Annotated in this window: 19 protein-coding genes and 2 pseudogenes; 5 read left to right on the forward strand and 16 right to left on the reverse strand. The window is 37.7% G+C overall.

The window, feature by feature from the left end:
* Positions 1 to 28: 28 nt before the first annotated feature.
* The gene (gene mltD, locus ABN080_RS07185) at positions 29 to 1,363 is read left to right on the forward strand and encodes a murein transglycosylase D (RefSeq protein WP_349440713.1); all 1,335 of its coding nucleotides are present in this window, start codon (positions 29 to 31) and stop codon (positions 1,361 to 1,363) included.
* A 234-nt stretch (positions 1,364 to 1,597) separates the two neighbouring features.
* On the opposite strand, the gene ABN080_RS07190 is transcribed toward mltD, so the two are convergent.
* From ABN080_RS07190 to mazG, 4 genes are all read right to left on the reverse strand, one after another.
* Positions 1,598 to 2,980: an SLC13 family permease gene (locus ABN080_RS07190; RefSeq protein WP_072070731.1), complete on the reverse strand. Its 1,383-nt coding sequence runs from the start codon at positions 2,978 to 2,980 to the stop codon at positions 1,598 to 1,600.
* 320 nt (positions 2,981 to 3,300) lie between these two features.
* Complete coding sequence (gene eno, locus ABN080_RS07195; protein ID WP_072070732.1) at positions 3,301 to 4,602, reverse strand: phosphopyruvate hydratase; 1,302 nt, start codon at positions 4,600 to 4,602, stop codon at positions 3,301 to 3,303.
* A gap of 62 nt (positions 4,603 to 4,664) precedes the next feature.
* Complete coding sequence (gene pyrG / locus ABN080_RS07200; protein ID WP_196553609.1) at positions 4,665 to 6,302, reverse strand: glutamine hydrolyzing CTP synthase; 1,638 nt, start codon at positions 6,300 to 6,302, stop codon at positions 4,665 to 4,667.
* Positions 6,303 to 6,813: 511 nt separating this feature from the next.
* Positions 6,814 to 7,611, reverse strand: a complete 798-nt coding sequence (gene mazG / locus ABN080_RS07205) for a nucleoside triphosphate pyrophosphohydrolase (protein ID WP_349440714.1) — start codon at positions 7,609 to 7,611, stop codon at positions 6,814 to 6,816.
* A 244-nt stretch (positions 7,612 to 7,855) separates the two neighbouring features.
* Here mazG and ABN080_RS07210 point away from each other — a divergent pair, with 244 nt between their 5' ends.
* Complete coding sequence (locus ABN080_RS07210; protein ID WP_349440715.1) at positions 7,856 to 9,130, forward strand: colicin-like pore-forming protein; 1,275 nt, start codon at positions 7,856 to 7,858, stop codon at positions 9,128 to 9,130.
* A gap of 23 nt (positions 9,131 to 9,153) precedes the next feature.
* Here the strand turns inward: ABN080_RS07210 and ABN080_RS07215 are convergent, their stop codons facing one another.
* The 4 genes from ABN080_RS07215 to dgt all read right to left on the reverse strand — a co-directional run bounded on the left by ABN080_RS07215 (position 9,154) and on the right by dgt (position 15,160).
* Complete coding sequence (locus tag ABN080_RS07215) at positions 9,154 to 9,492, reverse strand: colicin E1 family microcin immunity protein (RefSeq protein ID WP_349440716.1); 339 nt, start codon at positions 9,490 to 9,492, stop codon at positions 9,154 to 9,156.
* A gap of 149 nt (positions 9,493 to 9,641) precedes the next feature.
* On the reverse strand, positions 9,642 to 11,879 hold the full coding sequence (gene relA / locus ABN080_RS07220; RefSeq protein ID WP_349439667.1) for a GTP diphosphokinase: 2,238 nt from the start codon (positions 11,877 to 11,879) through the stop codon (positions 9,642 to 9,644).
* Positions 11,880 to 11,934: 55 nt separating this feature from the next.
* Positions 11,935 to 13,260, reverse strand: coding sequence for a 23S rRNA (uracil(1939)-C(5))-methyltransferase RlmD (gene rlmD, locus ABN080_RS07225; RefSeq protein ID WP_349440717.1), 1,326 nt, complete (start codon positions 13,258 to 13,260; stop codon positions 11,935 to 11,937).
* A 391-nt stretch (positions 13,261 to 13,651) separates the two neighbouring features.
* On the reverse strand, positions 13,652 to 15,160 hold the full coding sequence (dgt, locus tag ABN080_RS07230) for a dGTPase (RefSeq protein WP_196553605.1): 1,509 nt from the start codon (positions 15,158 to 15,160) through the stop codon (positions 13,652 to 13,654).
* 127 nt (positions 15,161 to 15,287) lie between these two features.
* Between dgt and mtnN the strand changes: the two genes are divergently transcribed.
* Positions 15,288 to 15,983 (forward strand): 5'-methylthioadenosine/S-adenosylhomocysteine nucleosidase, encoded by a 696-nt coding sequence (gene mtnN / locus ABN080_RS07235; RefSeq protein ID WP_072070738.1) that lies wholly within the window; start codon positions 15,288 to 15,290, stop codon positions 15,981 to 15,983.
* 103 nt (positions 15,984 to 16,086) lie between these two features.
* Positions 16,087 to 16,914, forward strand: coding sequence for a vitamin B12 ABC transporter substrate-binding protein BtuF (gene btuF / locus ABN080_RS07240; RefSeq protein WP_349440718.1), 828 nt, complete (start codon positions 16,087 to 16,089; stop codon positions 16,912 to 16,914).
* A 12-nt stretch (positions 16,915 to 16,926) separates the two neighbouring features.
* On the opposite strand, the gene ABN080_RS07245 is transcribed toward btuF, so the two are convergent.
* The 6 genes and pseudogenes from ABN080_RS07245 to erpA form a co-directional block, all read right to left on the reverse strand.
* Entirely contained in the window at positions 16,927 to 17,196 is a 270-nt protein-coding gene (locus ABN080_RS07245; protein ID WP_349440719.1) for a PAAR domain-containing protein, read from the reverse strand.
* Positions 17,197 to 17,226: 30 nt separating this feature from the next.
* Positions 17,227 to 17,736 (reverse strand): hypothetical protein, encoded by a 510-nt coding sequence (locus tag ABN080_RS07250; protein WP_349440720.1) that lies wholly within the window; start codon positions 17,734 to 17,736, stop codon positions 17,227 to 17,229.
* Entirely contained in the window at positions 17,711 to 18,043 is a 333-nt protein-coding gene (locus tag ABN080_RS07255; RefSeq protein ID WP_349440721.1) for a hypothetical protein, read from the reverse strand. The genes ABN080_RS07250 and ABN080_RS07255 overlap by 26 nt, the downstream gene beginning before the upstream one ends.
* Before the next feature lie 99 nt (positions 18,044 to 18,142).
* Positions 18,143 to 18,373 (reverse strand): annotated as a pseudogene (tssD, locus tag ABN080_RS07260) (type VI secretion system tube protein TssD); the annotation flags it as partial.
* Positions 18,374 to 18,558: 185 nt separating this feature from the next.
* The gene (locus tag ABN080_RS07265; protein WP_340895308.1) at positions 18,559 to 18,705 is read right to left on the reverse strand and encodes a hypothetical protein; all 147 of its coding nucleotides are present in this window, start codon (positions 18,703 to 18,705) and stop codon (positions 18,559 to 18,561) included.
* A gap of 57 nt (positions 18,706 to 18,762) precedes the next feature.
* A complete protein-coding gene (gene erpA, locus ABN080_RS07270) occupies positions 18,763 to 19,107 on the reverse strand; it encodes an iron-sulfur cluster insertion protein ErpA (RefSeq protein ID WP_064719135.1) in 345 nt (114 codons plus the stop codon).
* A 275-nt stretch (positions 19,108 to 19,382) separates the two neighbouring features.
* Between erpA and hemL the strand changes: the two genes are divergently transcribed.
* A complete protein-coding gene (gene hemL / locus ABN080_RS07275) occupies positions 19,383 to 20,669 on the forward strand; it encodes a glutamate-1-semialdehyde 2,1-aminomutase (RefSeq protein WP_349440722.1) in 1,287 nt (428 codons plus the stop codon).
* Positions 20,670 to 20,817: 148 nt separating this feature from the next.
* Here the strand turns inward: hemL and ABN080_RS07280 are convergent, their stop codons facing one another.
* Entirely contained in the window at positions 20,818 to 21,807 is a 990-nt protein-coding gene (locus ABN080_RS07280) for a hypothetical protein (RefSeq protein WP_349440723.1), read from the reverse strand.
* 277 nt (positions 21,808 to 22,084) lie between these two features.
* Positions 22,085 to 24,403, reverse strand: a pseudogene (mrcB, locus tag ABN080_RS07285) (bifunctional glycosyl transferase/transpeptidase); the annotation flags it as partial.
* Positions 24,404 to 24,413: the final 10 nt, after the last annotated feature.

A 24,413-nucleotide genomic window follows, 5' to 3' on the forward strand; every position in this document is an offset into this window, starting at 1 on the left:
AAAAACACACAGGATGAATTTTTCTATTATGAAGACAAAAGCGATTTTGTTCTCCATATTGCTATTGGCGGGTTGCCAGCAATCAGAGAGCATTAAACCTAATTTGTCTGCGACTACGCCAATATCAACGAAAGGGACTTCAACTTCTCATCAACCTCAATATGATGTAAAAACCAATTTATGGGGTTATGTGATAAGTGAATTGAAAATGGACCTCCCTGAGAATGAAAGGATCTCGCAGCAAGAATTGTATTTTTTAAATAATCCCAAACATATACAAAGCGTTGCTTCTCGCGCTGAACCTTATATGTATTCGATTATTGATGAAATCGAAAAACGTGAATTACCGATGGAGCTAGCTTTAGTTCCTGTGGTTGAAAGTGCGTTTAATCCCCATGTTACCTCTTCTGCAAATGCAGCCGGTTTATGGCAATTTGTTCCAATAACCGGTAATTACTATGGCTTGGCACAAAACCAATGGTATGACGGTCGCCGTGATGTCATGGCATCAACCAAAGCTGCTCTTGATTTACTTGAACGCCTGTATGTAATGTTTGATAGTGATTGGGCACTTGCCCTTGCTGCTTATAACGCTGGTGAAGGCCGTGTTATGCAAGCAATAAAGGCAAATGAAAGTAAAAATCTACCAACAGACTATTGGTCACTCTCTTTACCTAAAGAAACAATGAATTATGTACCTAAAATCCTCGCTTTAAGTAAAGTTATCCGTGAAAACGAAGAAAACATTACTTTTCCTAAAAGTAATTATCGTGATAAAGCATTAGCTTCCATTGATGTCGGTGAACAAATCACGCTAAATAAAGTTGCTGAATTAAGTCAGCTGCCTATTAACACTGTGAAAGATTATAACCCTGGCTATAAACGTGGAATAACCGCACCTAATGGCCCTCATGTCATTATGTTGCCTCGTAATAAGCTTGATCAATTCCGTAACGCTTTTGAAGATGAAGCGGTATTAGAGACTATTCGTTTAGCAGTTGCCAAAACAAATCAGTCAATTAAGCAAGAAGGTGTTTATAAAGTTCGCTCAGGAGATTCATTTTACGCTATTGCTCGTCGCTACAATATGAGCATAAAAGATTTACAACGTATTAATGGATTAAATGCAAAAAGCACCCTATTAGTAGGACAAACATTAAAAATTCATAATGCAGGCAGTATCAGTAATACTCCGGTAACAAAACCGACAAAACCGTCTCCGAGTTATTACAAAGTTCGGCAGGGAGATTCTTATTACAGCATCGCTCGTCGTCACGGTATTAACCTCAAATTATTAATGGGTTGGAACTCAGACATTAAAATGTTAAAGCCGGGTACACAACTTACACTTTACACAAAATAATTAATTTATTTTCTATTTTAAATAGCCATCAATGTTACGACATTTTTAGTCTTAATATTGATGGTTTTTTATAGTCCATAAAAGTCATATCACCTCTCATTTTTCTAGAGTAATCCCTATGTTAACGAGAATACCAATCCAAATGACAGATAAGAAAAAGGCAATAAAAAAGCGCCCGATATAACTATCAAGCGCTCTATTTTTATCTCATCAAGGTTAATTTAGTGTATTGACTTACAACCAGAAGAACCAAGCAAACAGAGAGATAACTAAGATACACACTAAGTTCAGCACACCACCTACTCGCACCATCTCGGTCTGTTTAATATAGCCGGAGCCAAAGACAATCGCATTTGGTGGGGTTGCAACAGGTAACATGAACGCACAAGATGCACCGATACCGATAATCATCGTTAACGCCATTACTGGCATACCTAATGCTTGAGCTACGGTTGCAAAAATTGGCACTAATAACGCAGCACTCGCTGTATTACTGGTAAATTCAGTTAATACGATGATAAAGGTCGTTACTGCAAGGATGATGACAAACCAGTGGCTATTACCAAAGGTATCTTTCATAAAATCGGCCATAACCAAGCTTGCACCAGATGATTGTAAAATTGCGCTCAGTGTTAAACCTCCACCAAACAGCATTAATACGCCCCATTCTGTGTTCTCTTGAATTTGGCTCCAACTTGCTACACCGGTTACACCAATAACAATTGCTGCACTAACTGCAATCACAGTATCTAAATCTTTTACACCACCAAAAGCACTGCTGATGAAAGAGCTGAAGATCCAGCATAATACCGTAATTAAGAAGATGATCATGGTAATAACACGTTTGTTATTCCACTCTAATACTTCTAATTTCAGATCAAACTTATGTTTTAAGTTAGGACGCAACATCAGATACATAACGATAAACATGATAGGTAATAATACCAACATGATTGGTACACCGTACTTCATCCACGTAATGAAATCTAAGTTTAATTGGGCTGCAGCAATCGCATTTGGTGGACTACCCACTAACGTACCTAAACCACCAATACTCGCACTATAAGCAACACCTAATAATACGAATACGAAAGTATTACGTTCTGAACGAATATCTAAGTTAGATAAAATACCTAATACTAAAGGCAACATCATCGCAGCTGTAGCAGTGTTACTGATCCACATAGAAAGCAATGCAGTGACACCAAATAACAGCAATACGGCGATTGAAAGTTTACCTTTTGCAATCATCAACAAACGGTTAGCAATTAAGCGGTCTAGCCCTTGAATGTGAAGTGCCGTCGCTAACGCAAAACCACCGAAGAATAAGAAAATGATGGGGTTCGCAAATGATTTTAATGACTCATTGGTATTCATTAGCCCAAGTACAACGGCTAAAATAGGTATAAATAATGCTGTTATCGTAACGTGAATAGCTTCTGTCAGCCATAACACACCCACAAACACCATTAATGCTAAACCTGCATTGGCCTTTGGATCATAAGGTAAAAATTCTAGCAAAAGTAATAATAAAACTACATCGATTGCCAGAATGATTAACCCTCGTTTGTTTATCGGGCTCGACTTCGCCGATGGGGCTAAATTGGACGCGTCCATGATAATACTCCACATTAGCTGATATGAACATTGGGTTCACTAAGCCATAATTGTTAACGAAATAGGTTATATGTGAAATATAAAAACATTTCTCGTCATTGAAAATGCGCAAAACTAATAATTGGGATCTCATCCACGAGAATTAACCAATTTATTAATAAAAGAGTAATAATTGAACACTATTTCCTCTTATACATCACACTTTTTCAAAGGTATTAAAAATAAATATTCTGTTTTCTCTGAAAAAAATCAAAAAAAAGAGGAGAACTTAAGGTTCTCCTCTTTTAGATTAATAAGATTTTTTAATCAAAAAAGCAAGATTATGCTTGGCCTTTAACTTCTTTCAAACCGTTGAAAGGCGCTTTGTTACCTAATGCTTCTTCGATGCGGATCAGTTGGTTATATTTAGCAACACGGTCAGAACGGCTCATAGAACCCGTTTTGATTTGGCCTGCTGCTGTACCCACTGCTAAGTCAGCGATAGTTGCATCTTCAGTTTCACCAGAACGGTGAGAGATCACAGCTGTGTAGCCTGCATCTTTCGCCATTTTGATTGCAGCTAAAGTTTCTGTCAGTGAACCAATTTGGTTGAATTTGATCAGAATTGAGTTAGCGATGCCTTTGTCGATACCTTCTTTCAGGATCTTAGTGTTAGTTACAAACAGGTCGTCACCAACCAGTTGGATTTTGTCACCAAGAACTTTAGTTTGGTATGCAAAGCCATCCCAGTCAGATTCGTTTAAACCATCTTCGATAGAAACGATTGGGTATTGTTTAGTTAGTTCTTCTAAGTAATGAGTGAACTCTTGTGAAGTGAAGGTTTTGCCTTCGCCTTTCAGTTCGTAGTTACCGGTTTCATTGTTGTAGAACTCAGAAGCTGCACAGTCCATAGCCAGAGTAACATCTTTACCTAAAACGTAACCTGCTTTCTCAACTGCTTCTTTGATAGCAGCTAATGCAGCAGCGTTAGATTCTAAGTTTGGTGCATAACCACCTTCGTCACCAACTGCAGTGTTCATACCTTTTGCTTTCAGCACTTTTGCTAAGTGATGGAAGATTTCTGAACCCATACGTACAGCTTCTTTCAGTGAAGGTGCGCCAACAGGTTGGATCATGAATTCTTGGATATCAACGTTGTTATCTGCGTGCTCACCACCATTGATGATGTTCATCATTGGCAGAGGCATAGAATATTGACCGTGAGTACCGTTCAGATCAGAAATGTGCTCGTACAAAGGCATACCTTTTGCAGCTGCAGCTGCTTTTGCGTTTGCTAAAGAAACCGCTAGGATTGCGTTTGCACCAAAGTTTGATTTGTTTTCAGTACCGTCTAAATCGATCATGATTTTATCGATGTTAGCTTGGTCTTTTGCATCTTGGCCAAGGATAGCTTTAGCGATCGGGCCATTAACAGCTGAAACCGCTTTCAGAACACCTTTACCTAAGAAACGTGATTTATCACCATCACGTAATTCTAATGCTTCACGAGAACCTGTTGATGCGCCTGATGGAGCAGCCGCCATACCAACAAAACCACCTTCTAAGTGAACTTCAGCTTCAACAGTTGGGTTGCCACGAGAATCAATAATTTCACGACCAAGTACTTTAACGATTTTGGACATTCGGTTTTCCTCTGTACAAGTTAAATTTCCGAGAAGAGATACCCTATCTCTTCTCATATATCCTATTTCAGCAAACCTTTTTGGTTATCAAAGGCTGCTTTCACAAAGCCTGCAAATAACGGATGGCCGTCACGCGGCGTTGAGGTAAACTCTGGGTGGAATTGACAAGCAACAAACCAAGGATGATTTGGATTTTCAATAATTTCCACCAGCTTGTTATCTACTGAACGACCTGCAATACGTAAACCCGCATCTTCGATACGTTTTAAAAGTAGATTATTTACTTCATAACGGTGACGATGGCGTTCTGTAATGGTGTTTTTTCCATACAGTGTACGTACTAAGCTATCACCACTTAAATGGCAAGGCTGAGCACCGAGGCGCATCGTGCCACCTAAATCACTATCATCTGAGCGTACTTCAATGTTGCCGTCTTCATCGCGCCATTCGGTAATTAATGCGATAACTGGATATTTACAATCTGGTGCAAATTCAGTGGAGTTCGCACCTTCCATACCAACAACATTACGTGCAAATTCAATCATAGCAACCTGCATACCTAAGCAAATGCCTAAGTAAGGGATTTTATTTTCACGCGCATACTGAGCAGCCATAATCTTGCCCTCAATACCACGTTCACCAAAACCACCCGGTACTAAAATTGCATCTAACCCTTTAAGCATTTCTACGCCACGGGTTTCAACGTCTTGTGAATCAATTAGTTTGATATTTACAGCAACACGGCTTTTAAAACCACCATGTTTTAATGCTTCAATCACTGATTTATAGGCATCTGGTAATTCAACATACTTACCAACCATACCGATGGTTACTTCGCCTTCAGGATTAGCTTCTTCATAAATAACTTGTTCCCACTCTGCAAGATTTGCAACTGGGCAATCTAAGCTGAATCGTTTACAGATATAATCATCTAATCCCTGAGATTTCAATAGTGCAGGGATTTTATAAATGGAATCGACGTCTTTTAATGAAATAACCGCTTTCTCTGGTACATTACAGAACAGTGCAATTTTTGCACGTTCATTAGCAGGAATAACGCGGTCTGAACGGCAAATCAACGCATCTGGTTGAATGCCGATTGACAGTAATTCTTTTACAGAGTGCTGTGTTGGCTTGGTTTTCACTTCACCTGAAGCGGCTAAATAAGGCACCAATGTTAAATGCAGGTAGAATGTGTGCTCACGGCCCACTTCTGCCGCCATTTGGCGAATCGCTTCTAAGAAAGGTAAAGATTCGATATCACCAACAGTCCCGCCGACTTCAACTAAAACGACATCATGGCCTTCGCCACCACGGATGATGCGTTCTTTGATTTCATTAGTGATATGAGGAATAACTTGAATTGTAGCCCCAAGATAGTCACCACGACGCTCTTTACGTAATACTTCAGAGTATACGCGGCCTGTCGTAAAGTTATTACGACGAGTCATTTTAGTGCGAATGAAGCGCTCATAGTGCCCTAAGTCGAGATCAGTTTCAGCACCATCGTCAGTAACGAAGACTTCCCCGTGCTGAATTGGGCTCATAGTACCTGGATCGACGTTGATATACGGATCCAACTTCATCATGGTGACATTGAGTCCACGGGCTTCGAGTATAGCCGCCAGAGAGGCTGCGGCAATGCCTTTACCCAGAGAGGATACGACCCCGCCGGTCACAAAAATATAATTCGTTTTCATGCTGAACCTGAAAGTTTAGGTGTATTAGGATGATGGATATAACTGGACGGGAACACAGTATACCCGAACCTTATTTTCGCTACAAACATTCTTAGTAGTATAAAGTTCTTTTTCATCACGCCACTTATCCGTTTAAACACGAAAAAACAGTAAAAATTCAATAAACTAAACCCGTGAAAATATTTCTCAAGCATTTTAGCTTAATCCTTTCAGCTAAGATATCACTTTTACAGAAGAGATGCTTTATTTTTTTCACGATATTAAGTGTAGCAGGTTTCTAGCGCGATATTTTGCTTCTGATCATGCGTTTAATTTTTTTGAGGTCAATCACATTTTTAGTGCAAGAAAATGAAATGACGATATTTTAAGTCACCTAAAAACAAAAAAGCGAAATTAGCTTTTATAATTTCGCTTTTTTCATTTTTTTATAAAATAAGATAAAAAACAATGGCTTTTGCTATTCTTTTTATCGCATTTAATGTCACACCAATAAACATTTTCGAGTCACAATTCACTCAATCAATTGTATTTTAGCTTTCTGCCAACAGATCTCCATCTCTTCCAATGAGGCATTTTCTATGCCTATGCCTTCTTCTGAAAGCATTTTTTCAACAAAGCGAAAACGTTGTTCAAATTTTTGACATGCTCGGTTTAAGGCTTGTTCTGGTTTTTGTTTTAAATGCCGAGATAAATTTACAACTGAAAATAGTAAATCCCCCAATTCATCTTCAATTTTAGATGCATCTTGAGGTGTTTTTTTCACTTCAGTCATCACTTCATCAATTTCCTCAAATACTTTACCTAAAACAGGTTCAAGTTCATTCCAATCAAATCCAACAGAAGCACATCGCTTTTGAATTTTTTCTGCTTTCATCAAAGCTGGTAATGTGACAGGAATATCATCTAATAATGAAAATTGTGCTTTTGCCTCACGCTCTTGTGCTTTAAGTTTTTCCCAGCGATGTTTTTCTGTTGATAAATTGTTTTCGCTTTCAGAGGCAAAAATATGAGGATGACGGCGTTCTAACTTATTACTAATGGCTTCACAAATATCATTAAAATCAAATAACTTTTGCTCTTGTGCCATTCGTGAATAAAACACAACTTGATAAAGCAAATCACCTAACTCTTCTTTTAAATCAGAAAAATCTTTGCGAGCAATAGCGTCTAACACCTCATACGTTTCTTCTAATGTATAAGGCGCGATAGTGTCAAAAGTCTGCACTTTATCCCATTCACACCCAGTATCAGGATCACGTAGCTGTGCCATAATTTCTAATAAACGAAAGATTTCACGATTTTCTGACATCATATTGCCTTTTAAATAAGAGTTGACCTTATCCTGCTTAACACTTTTTCAGATAAAAAAATGCCGAGAACAGTTGTCTCGGCATCTTATCATTTCAAGCTCAAAATCTTAAAAATAACTTTTTTGAAAGAATAATGACATTTTAAATTGAACTATAAATTTGTTATTTACAAACATACTCCTCGCTATAAATCCACGTTTCAACACCATATAAATACGTCATTTTTATCAAAGGATTAATAAAATGAGTGAAAATATAATTCAATTTAGTTCATTAACTGTAACGCCACATAATGCTTATATTCCTGAGTATGCTTTTAATAATGGTTTTTCTTTTAATCAAGCTACAAATATTATTTGTAATAATTTTATACAGGATAAAAAACAAGAATGCCCTGTTTGCGGAAAGAAAAATTGCCCTGTGTTTAAAAATGAATGTAAATCTTACTTGAAACAAAAAACCGAATTAGCATTAAAAAAAGCATTAAGAATGCGACCCTATGGCCGTGCTTTAATGCATAGATCAAACGAGTTTAATGAAAGTTCTCCATTGCTATTATTAAATATGGAAGAAAATAACATTCCATTAAATAATGAAAATATAGGTCGTATATTTGAAACAGATCTAAATCTAAGTAGAATGTTTTACCAAAAAATGAACTATATAAATGGTTTTCTCTTTGATATTCATTTTAGTCCTCATCCAGACCCTATGTTACAAAATATAGGTGAAAGATTTGGGGAATATTCCCGCTGGTTACCCTCAGTTCGATTAGCTTTACATGCCTTATATGCAGATAAAGGTGCAGACAATATAAATAATTTCCCTGAGATGCAAAAATATATCAGAGAACAAGATTTTAAATCCGCATGCCAAGATTTCCATAATAATATGACGTTTACACGTCGTAATTTCCAAATTGCTGATATTTTAGCTCAACAAGCAAATAAAAAAGAACAAACAAACGATGATTTTAAGCAGTTGCATGATTCAATAAAGTTTACTGCTGATTTTTATAAAGAAGTGTTTAATGCTTATGGTGATAAAGCAAGAAAATTAGCGGAATCTTTAGCACAACAAACCAGAGGAAAAACCATCCGTAACGTTGATGATGCGCTAAAAGCTTACGAAAAATACAAAGCGGATATCAATAGAAGAATTAATGCCAAAGATCGTAAAGCTATTGCAACCGCATTGGAATCGATCAAACTCGATGATATAGCTCAAAAATTAAAAAAATTTAGTAAAGGTATGTTTTTTGTGAGTAAAGCTCTTGACGTCAAAGATCTATCGATAGAGTTAATAAAAGCAACAGAAACAGATAATTGGCGTCCATTTTTTGTTAAAGCAGAGACTATATTTGTAGGAATGGCGGCTACATCTGTAGCAGGATTCACATTTAGTGTACTTCTAGGTGGTCCCATAGGGATATTAGGATATGCATTGCTTATAGCAAGTATTGGAGCATTAATTGATAACGACTTAATTGAAAAAGCCAATAATTTGATTGGTATTTAATTAATACTTTAAAGGTTGTTTATTTAGAGGAACAACCTTTTCACTAACACAAATAATATAAAAATTATTGTAATTGGTATAGATAATAAAAACACGATGAAACTATATAAAGCTAAACCACCAGCTTTACCAGCTGTATCTAAAAATAGTCCTCGATTCCAAAATTCTCTAGTAGTAAATTGAAGAAAAAAATATTCAACCCCCCATTTAGCCAATGGATACAATCCAATACCAGCAATACTAATTAACAATATTAGACTTTCATACTTCAACTCATACTCTAAGCAAGAGTATAAAAATAGAGCGCCAATAAACCATCCCCAACACATATTCTTAATATAATATTGTTTAGTTATCTTCATATTTATCTACGAGATCTCTTTTATTTAAAACCATATTTATTTTAAATAAACCCTAGCAATTAAATCACTAACTAAATATACAGTTTTTCTGATTTTTAGATAAAAAAATGCCGAGAACAGTTGTCTCGGCATCTTATCATTTTAATGTTTTAGTGAGAAAAGCGTTTCGCTTCTATCACATCAGGTAGCTGATTAAGTTTTGCCAAAATACGACCCAATACTTGGAGATTATAAATCTCAATATTCATATCAATGGTCGCTATTTGTTGCTTCACATCACTACGGCTACTCACACCAAGTACGTTTACTTTTTCATTCGCTAAGATAGTTGTAATATCACGTAATAATCCACTACGATCATTAGCGACAACACGAACGACTAATGAATAACCGCTGGAATAATTCTCCCCCCATACCGCATCAACAATACGTTCTGGTGCATGAGAGAGTAACTCAGCAAGTTGTTCACAGTCAGCACGGTGAATCGAAATACCTCGGCCTTTAGTAATAAAACCAACAATATTGTCACCCGGAATAGGTTGGCAACAGCGAGCAATATGGTGCATTAAATTACCAACACCCTCAACGACAATACTACTCCCTGAGCCTGTGGTTCTTGGTGCTGGTGTTTTGCTCTCGAGTGTTCTCAGCGCTTCTTTATCTTCATCTTCCGCAGTGGCTTTATTTAATTTACTTTGAATAAAGTTCACTAACTGGTTAATTCTGATATCACCGACACCAATACCAGCTAATACTTCATCAACACTATGCACGTTATAACGCGCAATCAGCAGTTTTTCTGCTTCTTTCATGTTGATATCCATATGTGCCAATTCGTTATCTAAAATCTGGCGCCCCGCAAGAATATTTTTATCACGATCTTGCTTACGGAACCAATTGTGAATTTTCGCACGTCCACGACTTGTAGTGACATAACCTAAGTTAGGATTTAACCAATCGCGACTTGGGTTAGGATGTTTTTGTGTGATGATTTCAATTTGGTCACCCATCTGTAATTGATAGCTAAATGGCACAATACGTCCGCCGATTTTCGCTCCAATACAGCGGTGCCCTACATCACTGTGAATATGATAAGCAAAATCAAGTGGCGTAGAACCAGCAGGTAAATCAACCACATCACCTTTTGGTGTAAAGACATACACTCGATCATCAAAAACTTGGCTACGAACTTCATCGAGCATTTCGCCAGAATCCGCCATCTCTTCTTGCCACGCAATCAGTTTACGTAACCATGCAATGCGGTTTTCATAGCTACCTGTACCGCCTTTCGTCGCAGCACCCGTTGCACCTTCTTTATATTTCCAGTGCGCAGCAACACCCAATTCTGCATCTTCATGCATTTGGCGAGTACGTATTTGGATTTCAACCGTTTTGCCTTCAGGTCCTAACACAACCGTATGAATTGATTGGTAACCATTAGGTTTTGGGTTTGCAACATAATCGTCAAATTCATCAGGTAAATGACGAAAATGCGTATGCACAATTCCCAATGCGGCATAACAGTCTTGAAGACGTTCAACGACGATACGAACAGCCCTCACATCGAATAACTCATCAAATGCGAGGTTCTTTTTCTTCATTTTACGCCAAATACTGTAGATATGTTTGGGACGCCCATAGATGTCTACATCGACATTCTCTTCTTTCATAAAACCACGTACGGTACTGACAAAATTATCAATATACTGTTCGCGATCGATACGACGCTCATGAAGCAAGCTTGCTATTTTTTTATATTCATCAGGATGAAGATAACGGAAACAAAAATCTTCTAATTCCCATTTTAATTGACCAATACCCAATCGGTTGGCTAATGGCGCATAAATATTAAAACACTCTTTGGCAGCCAGTACGCGCTCATCTTCTGTGGCATCTTTCACTTCACGTAAATGGGCAATACGCTCTGAAAGTTTGATGACTACACAACGGAAATCTTCCACCATGGATAACAACATACGACGTACATTATCCACCTGAACTGAACTTGTTTCATTGGTATGTGTCGCTTTTAATTGGCGTATGGCATCCATTTCCATAACACCGCGCACTAAGCTCCAAATAGCATCACCAAAATGTTCAGTAACGATTTCCTGATCAATAAGATTTTCTTCAGCAAGCGGGAAAAGGAGCGCCGCCCTCATGCTGTCTTTATCCATGCTTAGTGTCGAAAGAAGCTCAACCATTTCAACACCACGCCACAATAACAGTTCGGCATTTTCACGCCCTTGAACAGTACGATGGCAGTATTCCCAGGTTTGCATGATTTCACTACCTGCATTGACATGGGTTAAGTTCAAACTGTTGACCCATTTATCAACAGCAAACTCTCCTGCAGGTGTTAAGTGAGCACTTCTTACTGCAACCATATTCTCTCCCTACACGGTATAAATCTTATTTGCGACTTATTTACTGGCTAACTGTTTATTTTCGACTAAACAGTGCCATTGATTCCAGATGACCCGTTTGTGGAAACATATCCAACATTTTTAAACTGGTTAACTGATATCCAGAATCTAATAATATCTTACTATCTCTGGCTAACGTGGTCGGATTACAGGAAACATACACGATTTTTTCTGCGGATAACTTCACAATATGTGACATTACCTCCAAAGCCCCTGCTCTTGCTGGATCTAACAACACTTTGTTAAATCCTTCTTTCGACCACGACATCGCAGAAAAATCAGCCGATAAATCTGCATGCCAAAAATGCGCATTACCTAATTGGTTTAGTTTTGCATTCTGTTTCGCCATTTCAACCAGTGAGGGCACACCTTCTATACCCACCACATCACGGGCTCGTTTCGCGATAGGTAAGGTAAAATTTCCCATACCGCAAAACAGATCTAACACGCGATCTTCTGGCGATAAATCAAGCCACTCAATGGCTTGAGCAACCATCTTAGGATTTATTTCATCATTCACTTGAATAAAATCAGTGGGTGCAAAGCGTAAATTAAGACCGTCTATTAGATAGAAGGGTTCCTTCTCAATTGAAGTTAATCGTGCTATCTCGCTATTATCACCTGCAAGATATATCGTAACTTGATGAGTTTGAGAGAAATCTCGCAAACTTTGTTTATCGTGCTCAGGCAATGGTGATAAATGACGTAAAATCACCAATGGCCCATTATCGGCAAGCACCATTTCAACATGCCCTAAATCACGCACTGACGTTAATTTTTTAAGACATGTCCAAAGAGGCGTTAATAAATCATTTAGCTGTGGTTTTAACACTGGACATGTTTTTATCATGACCAAGTCATTAGAGCGCTCTTGACGAAAGCCCATTACCAAACCTTTTTCAGGTTGATAGCGTAATCCCAATCTTGCTCTACGACGATAACCATATTCAGCGCCTGCAATCACAGGCTCGGCCGAAATCACCACACCGGTTTCGCGTTTAATAAGATGTGATAACACACTCGCCTTTGTTGTTCGTTGCAATGTAATTGGTACATGTTGCTGCTGACAACCGCCACAACGCTCATAATATTCACAATGAGGAGCTATACGCTGTTCACTGGTTGTTAAACGCTTAATAACTTCGCCTTTAGCAAATTGGCGCTTTTCTTCTGTTAAACGAATTCGAGCAGTTTCTTGTGGGAGTAATCCTTTTACAAAAATTGTTTTGCCCTCAGCATGAGCAATACCTTGACCATTTGCATCCAATGCACTGGCGGTCACTTCCAACGTTGCTACCTGTTTTTTCACAGGACGTTTTTTAGGGGAATAAAACTGCACCATAGTATTAAATTAAGTTTCAATGATGGATTAACAGTGAAATGACATCGTTTTAGAATACGCTGTATGTTTTTCAGCGTTACATGAATGACTATGCATTTCAGAAGAAAACATGGGAGGAGTATAACATCGAACAAGTTATTTACTTAACTGATATAAGCAATATTTTTATTAAAAATTGAGAAAACTTTTAATGATAACAACCTAAGACACTTGTCTTGTGGATTTTATATTGTTCTATAACTAACAAATATTATATATAACTTTTATATTGAATATATTTACAATTAACAACACCTATTTTCTGTTATTTTAATAAATCTTTCTTATCACTAAGAAAAGCCTAAAAATTATCATCAATCAATTAGATAGCATTTCTCTTAATGATTACAAATCAATCACAAACCATTAATTTTCTATATTCTTCATAAGCATAATGATCGGTCATTCCACTGATATAATCTTGAATTAATCTTGTGCGATAATAAAACTCTAAAATTTTTCCTCTTTCAGTATTTATATCATCTAGCTTTTCTAACATTTCGTTATAAGCCAGTTTATGTTTAACAGAAAGCTTATGATATAAACGAGTCTCAATGACATATTTAGGGTGTTCGTTATATTTATGCAACCTTACAAAATCTTCAGCTGATAATAAAAGCAAGGGCTTATAGATATCGAGTAATCCACTGATCACGCGATATCCTTTCATTTCAAGCTCTTCAACTTCAGGATGGCTAAACACCCATTTTTTAGCGACACTTTTTAAGGTTGTTAATAAACGATGCTCAGCACTATTACCTTCCAATAGGGCATGGTTAAAACTTCCTTCATAAACTTGAGAAAGATTTTTTATAAATCGATGTGCCGTATAAGGGACTAACTTCCCTGTAATATAAACTCTCAAATACATAAAAAATTGATCTTGCATACTACGTTTGGCTTCATTTTGATCAACTTTTTTATAAGCCCGATTAACTGTTATATCGAATAAATCACCTTCAGTCACATCGCCATTTTCACGCCAAGCATCCCGTAAAAGGTGAACAAGACGGTTGATATCAAAAATCCCCTTTTCTACCGCATCATCTAAATCCGCAATGCAATACGAGATGTCGTCGGCAGCTTCCATAATATATGTGAGAGGAAAGCGACAAAATTCACCCATATCTAATTTTTCTTGTACTTCTTTTACGAAAGCTAATTCAGACCAGTAATACCCCGGTTTTTTCATTAAATAGCTATATTCTTTGGGGATTTCTCCTTGCCAATAAGCAGGACGAGTATATTTTAATACACAGCCAATTTGAGCATAGGTTAAATTCAATTTAAGAAGATGATGTGCCATTCGAATAGCTTGAGCATTGCCTTCAAATTGGCATAAATCTTGGCGTAAAGTTTGTCGTAATTCATTTAATTGCACTTTAGCTGAATACTGCATTGGGATAAACGGACAACTATCGAATTCGGCTGTTGCCTCTGGTGGTAATACTTTTTCAAACCAATGCTTAATTGCGGCTTCACCAAAATGTCCAAAGGGGGGATTACCAATATCGTGCATTAAGCACGCCATCTCAATTAAACTTTCAAGACTATCAATGCGATCAATTAAGCCATAAGCTTCAAGCTTATTTTGCTTTTTTAATTCACCGATGATTTGTTTAGCGATATAACGACCAATTTGCTGAACCTCAAGGGAATGAGTAAGGCGGCTACGGACTGCGGAGTTTTGCTCTAAAGGGAAGACTTGAGTTTTTTGTTGTAAACGGCGAATGGCTGCTGAGTTAATAATACGCCCACGATCACTTTCAAATTGACGAGAAACCTGTATTTCATCGTTAATATCGATATCACTGCTGTTATATTTGCGTTGATAATTTAACTTCAGCTTAAAATCGATCATTTCTGTCCTCTTTCTGGTTTCGATGAAACGAATTCTCTATTCTTTGTGTTATATCGTGTTTTTCCAATAGATGTTAAACTCTATTTAAATTTCTATTTATTATTAACCTACAAGTGAGTATGACACAATGAGAGTTGGCGTAATAGGTGCAATGGAGCAAGAAGTCACACTTCTGCGTGAGAAAATTGAAGATTGCCAAATCTTATCACGTGGCGGTTGTGAAATTTATACAGGCACAATCAACGGTGTTGATGTTGCATTATTAAAGTCAGGTATTGGTAAAGTTGCAGCGGCAATTGGCACAACACTATTACTTGAGCATTTTCGTCCTGATGTCGTTATCAATACTGGCTCTGCGGGCGGCTTAGATTCAAGATTAAATGTCGGTGATATCGTTATTTCAACAGAAGTTCGTTATCACGATGCTGATGTGACTGCATTTGGTTATGAACCAGGCCAAATGGCACAATGTCCTCCTGCTTTTATTGCAGATCCTAAACTTGTTAGCATCGCAGAAGAGTGTATTGAATCGCTAAAATTAAATGCTGTGCGTGGTTTAATTTGTAGCGGTGATGCCTTTATTAATGGTGCTGAGCCTTTAGCACGCATTCGTCGTACATTCCCAGATGTTGCTGCCGTAGAAATGGAATCAACCGCGATTGGCCATGTTTGCCATCAATTCGACACGCCATTTGTTGTGGTTCGTGCTATTTCTGATGTAGCCGATAAAGAATCACATTTAAGTTTTGATGAGTTTTTATCTGTTGCCGCAGAACAATCGAGCTTAATGGTGACAGCGATGTTGGATAAATTAAAAGACTAATTAAGTCGAGATAATCCTAATATCGCTTTATCAATACCCCACCTTTATTTTTTGCTTATTCTAAGATAAAAAATAGGGGGGTATTTTTACTATTGGAAAAGTAATGCGTTTATTTATCAATCTTGGATTATTGCTCAGTTCATTATTTTGGCTAAATTTTGCTATTGCTACTACGCCAGCTGATCGTGTTATTACACTATCGCCGTCAGCCACCGAAATGGCTTATGCCGCTGGAATGGGAGATAATATTGTCGGAGTTAGTGCTTACTCTGATTATCCAGAGGCTGCTAAAAATATTGAACAAGTCGCTAATTGGCAGGGTATTAATATCGAGCGCATTCTATTATTAAAACCCGATTTAGTGATTGCATGGCAAGGCGGTAATCCACAGCGTCCATTAGATCAGTTAAAAGCTTTGGGTATTCCTATTATTTATTCTGATCCACAAAGTATTGAAGAAATTGCAGACGATCTTGTTACCCTTTCCAATTATAGCCATCATCCTGATATTGCAATAAAAAATGCCCAACAATTGCGTCAGCAATATCAAGCATTGCAGCAACAATATGCATCAAATATATCAAATCAACCCAAGAAAAAAGTGTTTATTCAATTTGGGATGCAACCGTTATTTACTACATCAAATAGTACATTACAGAGCCATATTACAGCGCTTTGTGGTGGGGAGAATATCTTTGCTAACAACCCAGTAGTATGGCCCCAAGTAAGTCGTGAGCAAGTACTTACAAAGCGACCTGATTTGATTATATTCAGTGGTAAAGCAGATCAAATACCGACAATAAAAGCATTTTGGCAACCCCAACTTACTGTTCCCGTTATTGCTATTGATGAAGACAGTTTTAGCCGCCCTTCACCACGAATTATTAATGCAGCACAGCAAATTTGTGAGGCGATAGCAATGAACAATTAGTAAAATTATTAATTACTCAATAGCCACTAATACACAGCCATTTAAACAACCGCATTGCACTTTATGTCCTTCTAACGCGACGGGGATATTGTTTATTTTCATCATCGCATCCCCTTCAATAATCCTGCCTTTTTGCTGACAATCAGGGCAATAGACTTCATCGCCTAAACAGGCAATTTCATGAGTTTGTTTTGCTAATAAAGAACCGCTTAATACGGTTCCATTTGTATTGGTCGTATCATTTTTTAAAATGATCTTTCGTCCTTGAATTGTGCTACGCATTTTTTACCATATATTTTAAAATGAAAATTATTACTTAATTAAGGAAAGTAATTTTTTATAGTCTGGTTTTCCATCTCTATTTGAACTCTTTGTACCATCTGGGTAAGAATATATTGTACTTACACCTTCAGTTTTACGCTCTGCTGGATATTCAGAATAAACCACAATATTGGGGTGAATGATTGGTTTCCAAGTAATTTGCTGAGCATCACGAGATTTATAATAAAGATAAAGTTCTTCTCCATATAACCATAAGTTAACATTATTACTATTCTTAAATGAATTACTTACCCAAGGAAAATAATTTTTGACAATATCGAAATCTCCTTTTTTATCAATAGGTTTATGGCCAGTTTGTTGAGGCTGGTTATTATCAAATATAACAATTACTCCAGCTCCCACTATACCAGTAATATTTTTTGAAAAGTGATCATTAATCTTCAATGTCATCCTTAATGTGATATTACTTAATTGCCAATCACATTTCCCACCTCCTCTATAAGGGATCTCCGCACTATATAATGAAAAGGCGGTCGCCATTCCTGCGTACCGGGAATAAAAATGACATTATTTGACAGTTGAGTTCCCTCACCGCCACCGTTAGCCCTTCGTTTAAATCAAACTGAGTGACTTGAAAAGTGCTTTTAGGTAAATCGCCAATTTGGCAAGTAAACACTAATCCCGTATGAAGTAATCCCTTTCCTAGGGTGTCGAGTAATTCGCTGTATTTTTTAATGCGAGCGTGTTGTTCAGAAAATGTCATCCCTATTTCAAAAGGTTGTGATGATGTCGGATCATCTAATACCAAACGGGGTTTAGGGGTGTTGTTAGCGTCATTCGTTGACATAAAAGCTCCCATTTAAATGTGACAAACACGCAATAAAAAAGACAAAAAATGCAGAGAACAATGGGCTCATGACAGAGCCCATAAATAAAGTGTGAAGAATTAACCTTCGAGTGGTGCACGCCAGTCGTCAGAGCCTGAAGTCCCTGCAACCGTGTGTTCCCAATCAATTTTGCGATAAGAAAGAGACACTTCGATCAGTTGAGAAAAGTCAGACTTAGTCGGATCTTGGCTGTGGGGCATTTGGCAATCGATATTCACGATGGTGGCATCAGTTAATGTGGTGGTGAAGAAATGCTCTTACTTCCCTTCAACCGAGGTGCGATACCATTTAAATAGAGACAGAAATATCACCCATAGAGTAATTTTATGAAATAAGCTCAGAAAGAATAAAGAAGAGAAGAGAAGAGAAGAGAGTTTTAACCAATAACCTCTCACAAACAAAAGTCGTGAGCGAGCAAGCAGTGCAACAAGGCAGACAGCGCACAGTAAGCGGAGCATACATTAGTATGTGAGCATTACGAGCACTGCTCTAACGCCGTGGCACTACTGCACAGCCACGACGCCAAAGAATAAAAACAGCGTAAAGCATTACGAGTGTTGCTATAACGCCACAGCACTACTGCACAGCCACGACGCCAAAGAATAAAAACAGCGTAAAGCATTACGAGTGTTGCTATAACGCCATAGCACTACTGCACAGCCACGACGCCAAAGAAGGATCAAATACTAAAGGAAGAGCCACAACCACACGTACTCTTAGCATTAGGATTCGTCACAATAAAACGCGAACCCTCTAACCCCTCGGTATAATCCACACAACCGCCCACTAAATACTGCAAGCTCATTGGATCAACCACTAAGGCAACGCCTTGTTTTTCTATGGTCATATCGCCGTCATTCATGGCATCATCAAAGGTAAAACCATACTGGAATCCGCTACAACCGCCACCCGTGATATAAACACGTAAACGCAGATTTGGATTTTCTTCATCTGCAATCAGATCTTTTACTTTATTTGCAGCCGCGTCAGTAAATTGTAACGGCAGAGCCATATCATCACTCATTGTTCACTCCAGACTGGGTATTCCAGCAAAAAAACAGCCAGCAAAAATTTATCTTTCTTGCTGATATAATGTGATGATTATCTAATACCTGCTCATAACCTTCAAGTTTGTTGTGGACAAAATACACTTTTTGCTACCTATCACTTTTTACGATAAATCACGTACCCACAATAACAGTGATAAATCAAAATGTTGTTGCCGTGTATTTGGCTTCATCTGCGCAGTGCTTTAGAATACGCCTTAATCTTACGCTCACCCATCATTAGGAGTCTGACATGAGCAAGTCTGAAACGCTTTATAATCTCGCACAACAAGTGATCCCCGGCGGTGTCAACTCACCTGTTAGAGCATTTAACGGTGTAGGTGGAACCCCTCTTTTTATTGAACGTGCTAATGGTGCGTATATTTATGATGTTGATGGACGAGCTTACCTTGACTATGTCGGCTCATGGGGACCGATGGTTTTAGGTCACAACCACCCTTCCATTCGTCATGCTGTTACTGACGCGGTACAAAAAGGCCTAAGCTTTGGCGCACCAACGGCGGCTGAAGTTGAAATGGCAAACCTAGTCACTGAACTGGTACCTTCCATGGACATGGTTCGTATGGTGAACTCAGGTACAGAAGCGACGATGAGCGCGATTCGCCTTGCTCGTGGTTACACGGGGCGTGACAAAATCATTAAATTTGAAGGTTGCTACCACGGCCATGCAGATTGCCTATTAGTTAAAGCGGGCTCTGGCGCACTAACGATGGGACAACCCAATTCACCAGGTGTACCCGCTGATTTTGTAAAACACACCTTAACCTGTACTTACAACGATTTAAATTCTGTACGCCAAGCATTTGAAAATTACCCTGAAGAAGTTGCTTGTATCATCGTTGAACCTGTTACGGGTAACATGAACTGTGTACCGCCAAAAGCAGACTTCTTACCGGGCTTACGTGCATTATGTGATGAATTTGGTGCACTACTGATTATTGATGAAGTTATGACAGGCTTTCGCGTGGCATTAGGTGGCGCACAAGCTTATTACGATGTTGATCCTGACTTAACATGCTTAGGTAAAATCATCGGTGGCGGTATGCCTGTGGGTGCATTTGGTGGACATATGGAAGTGATGTCTAAACTCGCGCCAATAGGCCCTGTTTATCAAGCAGGTACGCTATCTGGTAACCCAATTGCAATGGCGGCTGGTCTAGCGTGTTTACACGAAGTATCACAACCAGGTGTTCATCAAACATTAGATGAACTAACAACGATGCTGGCTGATGGCTTACTTGAAAAAGCACAACAAGCGGGCATTCCAATGGTTATCAACCATGTTGGTGGTATGTTTGGTCTGTTCTTTACCGATGCAAAAGAAGTCACTTGCTACCAAGATGTCATGAACTGCGATGTTGAACGCTTCAAACAGTTCTTCCATTTAATGCTAGAAAAACGCGTCTACCTTGCGCCTTCTGCATTTGAAGCTGGCTTTATGTCTATCGCTCATACCAAAGAAGATATTCAACGCACGATTGATGCGGCGGAATATGCTTTTGCTCAGATGAAGGGCTAATATTCCATTAGTTTTTTGATATAAACTTTCTATTGTTAAAGCCATTCATTTTTGAATGGCTTTAACATTTTTTCTGGTCATTAATAAATATAAAAAATCAAACTCCACTAAGAAATAATTATATGGTTATAGTATTATATTTAAAATATTATGACTTTATTTTAGATAAATCTTTCATTAAATCCAGATAATAATCCAAGTCACCTTCACGAGTCATTGTGCTTAATATATAAAGACATTCATTAATATTAAGTTTCCTCTTACCATTAACGACATCCGCAATATTAATATCCTTCTGATTATTGCTATCATCAATATTATAAATATCTTTTAACAGCTCTTTTTCAAAACCTGTAAGAATAACTCTATCCCATTTCTTATTAATTTCTTCTTTTATTTCATTGAGTTTGTTTATACATTCACTATAAATTTTGTTTTCTTTATTAACCTGTGACTTTAAAGAAATATCACCATCTCTTTTTATTAAAAATTTATCTTTAACCTTCCCCAATAAACAAAAAATATCCTGTTGATATTCAATAGACTTTTTTTTAGCTTCTTCGAGCTTACCTTTATTTTCAGGATATAAAATCCTATATTTTTCACACAATGTTTTAAAACTATCCTCTATTTTCTCTAAATCACGAAAAATAGAATCAACTTCCAACAAAATTTCATTATATTTAGAATTTATCGCCTTAATAATACCGTCATTTCTTTTATTTAAATTTATAACCGCAGAATTATTCTCAAAAAGAATTCGTCTCGCTTTTAAAGAGTTAAAATATTTATTTATACTTTCTTGAGTTTTCCCTTTCGTATAAATACTCATCATGTCAGTCAGAGTATGATAGTATTTACTATAATCTTTATTATAATCAACATATTTATGGAAGTCGTTTTCTTCAGGATAAAATTTATTTGAATTAATACAATGTAATAAATCAATAAAATTACTATGGTGTGACTCTTTACTATCATTGTTTTTATTTGATTTTTTTTCGTATTTTTCTATTGTATTACTTAGTTTCTTTATTTTATTTTCCTCTCCAATCTTCCAAAAACATTTTTCACTTTCTAGTTTCCTTATTTCTTCAAATAGATTACTTACTCTAGTTTCACCGGGTATTTTTAACATAAGCTCCCTCTTTTTTAATAAAAAATAATCAATTAAATGAAATAGGCACTTAACCCATACATAACATGACATAAATATTTTATTTTCGTTATCAAAAAAGAAAGATATTAACTTTTATTATTAATAAAAAAGTAAAGGTTTAAAAATGATATTAAATAAAGTAAGAATAAATTAAATCAAAAAAGAAATTAATAACCTTTAGAACAATATATCAAGCTTGTAATAATAAAAACGGCACTTATGTGCCGTTTTTATTTTAGCTAACCGACGTGATTACTCACTCAGAAAACAGATCTTGTAACCACTTTGGTGCCCCGCTTTCATCGGTATCTTGCTGAATAGGTGTGCATAATCCATCAGGGTTTGCTGTCCATACAGGTAATGTACGCACGCCGCCGCCATAACAAGCAAAGTTACCTTGGGCATCAACAGACATCTCTGCAATATCTTCTGGCACTGGTGGATTTAATTTCAGCGGTGCTTGGTTCTCTAAATAGTTGCGATATAACAATAACGCACCTGTTGATCCCGTTAAGTTTGTTGGACCATTATTGTCACGCCCCATCCATGCAATGGTAACTTCTTTACCATCAATTCCCGCAAACCAACTATCACGTAAATCGTTAGTCGTACCTGTTTTACCAGCAAGGTTGTAATTACCAAATTTTGGTTTTAATACACGCCATGCTGTTCCTGAATTAACCACTTGTTGCATACCAAATAACGTCATATAAGCGGCTTGAGGCGAAACAGTCGTTTCAGCTTGAGGATAACTTTGATAAAGCACAGTACCATCTTGAGTAATAACCGAACGCAATGACGATATTTTTGCTCTGTTACCTAAACTACCAATCGTTTGAAATGTTTGAGCAACTTCCATGGGTGTTAAGTTTAACGCCCCTAGAAGCATCGCTGGTACTTTTTCCAGATTCTCCGCAGGTGCTCCCAAGTTAATCCATGTTTTGATCACTTGGTCTAACCCCACTTCTAAACCAAGATTCACAGTGGGTATATTACGCGATGTTGCTAACGCATCCACCAGCATTAATTTGCCTTTATAACCACGATCGTAGTTACGAGGTTGCCAAGGTTTGCCCCCTGGAATAGGCACAGAAATAGGTTCATCTGCAAGCCATGTATTTAAGCGGAAACGTTCTGGTTCACTTAATGCCGTTAAGTAGGTAGCCGGTTTTGCTAAAGAGCCGATTGAACGACGGGCTGATAATGCACGGTTAAAACCTGCATATTGTGGTTGTGAGCCCCCCACTAAGGCACGAACTTCACCACTTAAGCGATCCACAACAACCATCGCCCCTTCAAGATCGTCAATTTTACGAACTTTACGTATATCCGCGACACCCACTTCAACGGCTTTTTCAGCTGCATCTTGCGATACAGGATCTAATGTAGTGAAAATTTTTGTACCTGATAAATCATTTACTTTATCGCCTAAAGTTGTTTGTAGCTCTTGGCGAACCAATTGCATAAATGCAGGTTGCGGTGTTAGTGCTTCACTGCGTGGCTTCACACCTAAAGGACGTGCGCTAAGTACATTGTAAAGCTCTTGGTCGATGATCTCTTGAGTTTGCAGTAGCTTTAACACCACATTACGGCGTTCAAGTGCAGATTTAGGATTACGCCATGGGTTATAAGCCGAAGCACCTTTTACCATTCCTACTAGAAGCGCTTGCTGATCAAGACTTAATTCATCAACAGGACGGCCAAAATAGTAGAGGCTAGCTAAAGGAAAGCCACGAATTTGCTCATCACCACTTTGTCCTAAAAAGACTTCATTAAGATACAGCTCTAGAATGCGATCTTTGCTATAACTTGCATCCATAATGATCGCCATATAGGCTTCATTCAGCTTTCTTTTTAACGTTCTTTCATTTGTTAGGAATAAGTTTTTGACTAACTGTTGCGTGAGTGTACTCCCGCCTTGAACTGCTTTACCCGCGGTAAAGTTTGCCAATACAGCACGCCCAATAGAATAAAGGCTGATCCCGTCATGCTCATAGAAACGGCGATCTTCTGTTGCAATTAATGTATCCACTAATAATTGTGGGAATTTATCTCTCGCCAAGAACAAACGTTGTTCACCATTGGCAGATTGCATCATGGTAATTAATTTAGGATCAAGACGGAAAAAACCAAACTGACGCTGATTTCCCATATTTGTGATGCTAACGAGAGAATTTTGCTCAAAAGACAACTTAGCCAAAATTTGCTCTTCACGGCCATCTGGGAAATCAAAAGGTCGACGCAACATCTCAATCGTGTTGCCTCTTACCACAAATTCACCGGGACGTGTGATTTTGTTGACATTACGATATTGCATGCCTTCAAGTAAGCTCACCATCTCTTTTTGGCTATAATTCATGCCCGGCTCTAAGTTAACGGTGCGTCCGTAAACAGCAGCAGGCAATTCCCAAACATTGCCATCAAGGCGCTCTTTGATTTGAGAATGTAAATAAACACCATAAATGCCCATTAAAACCGCAACTACAACCGCAATTTTGACAAATAACCAAAACCAAAAACGACCTCTTTTGGCTTGTTTTGCTGGTCTTTTCTTTCTACTCATGAACTGTATCTCTCATTAAAAC

The sequence above is a fragment of the Proteus sp. fly-1089 genome, from assembly GCF_040138965.1.
Lineage (GTDB): Bacteria > Pseudomonadota > Gammaproteobacteria > Enterobacterales > Enterobacteriaceae > Proteus > Proteus vulgaris_B.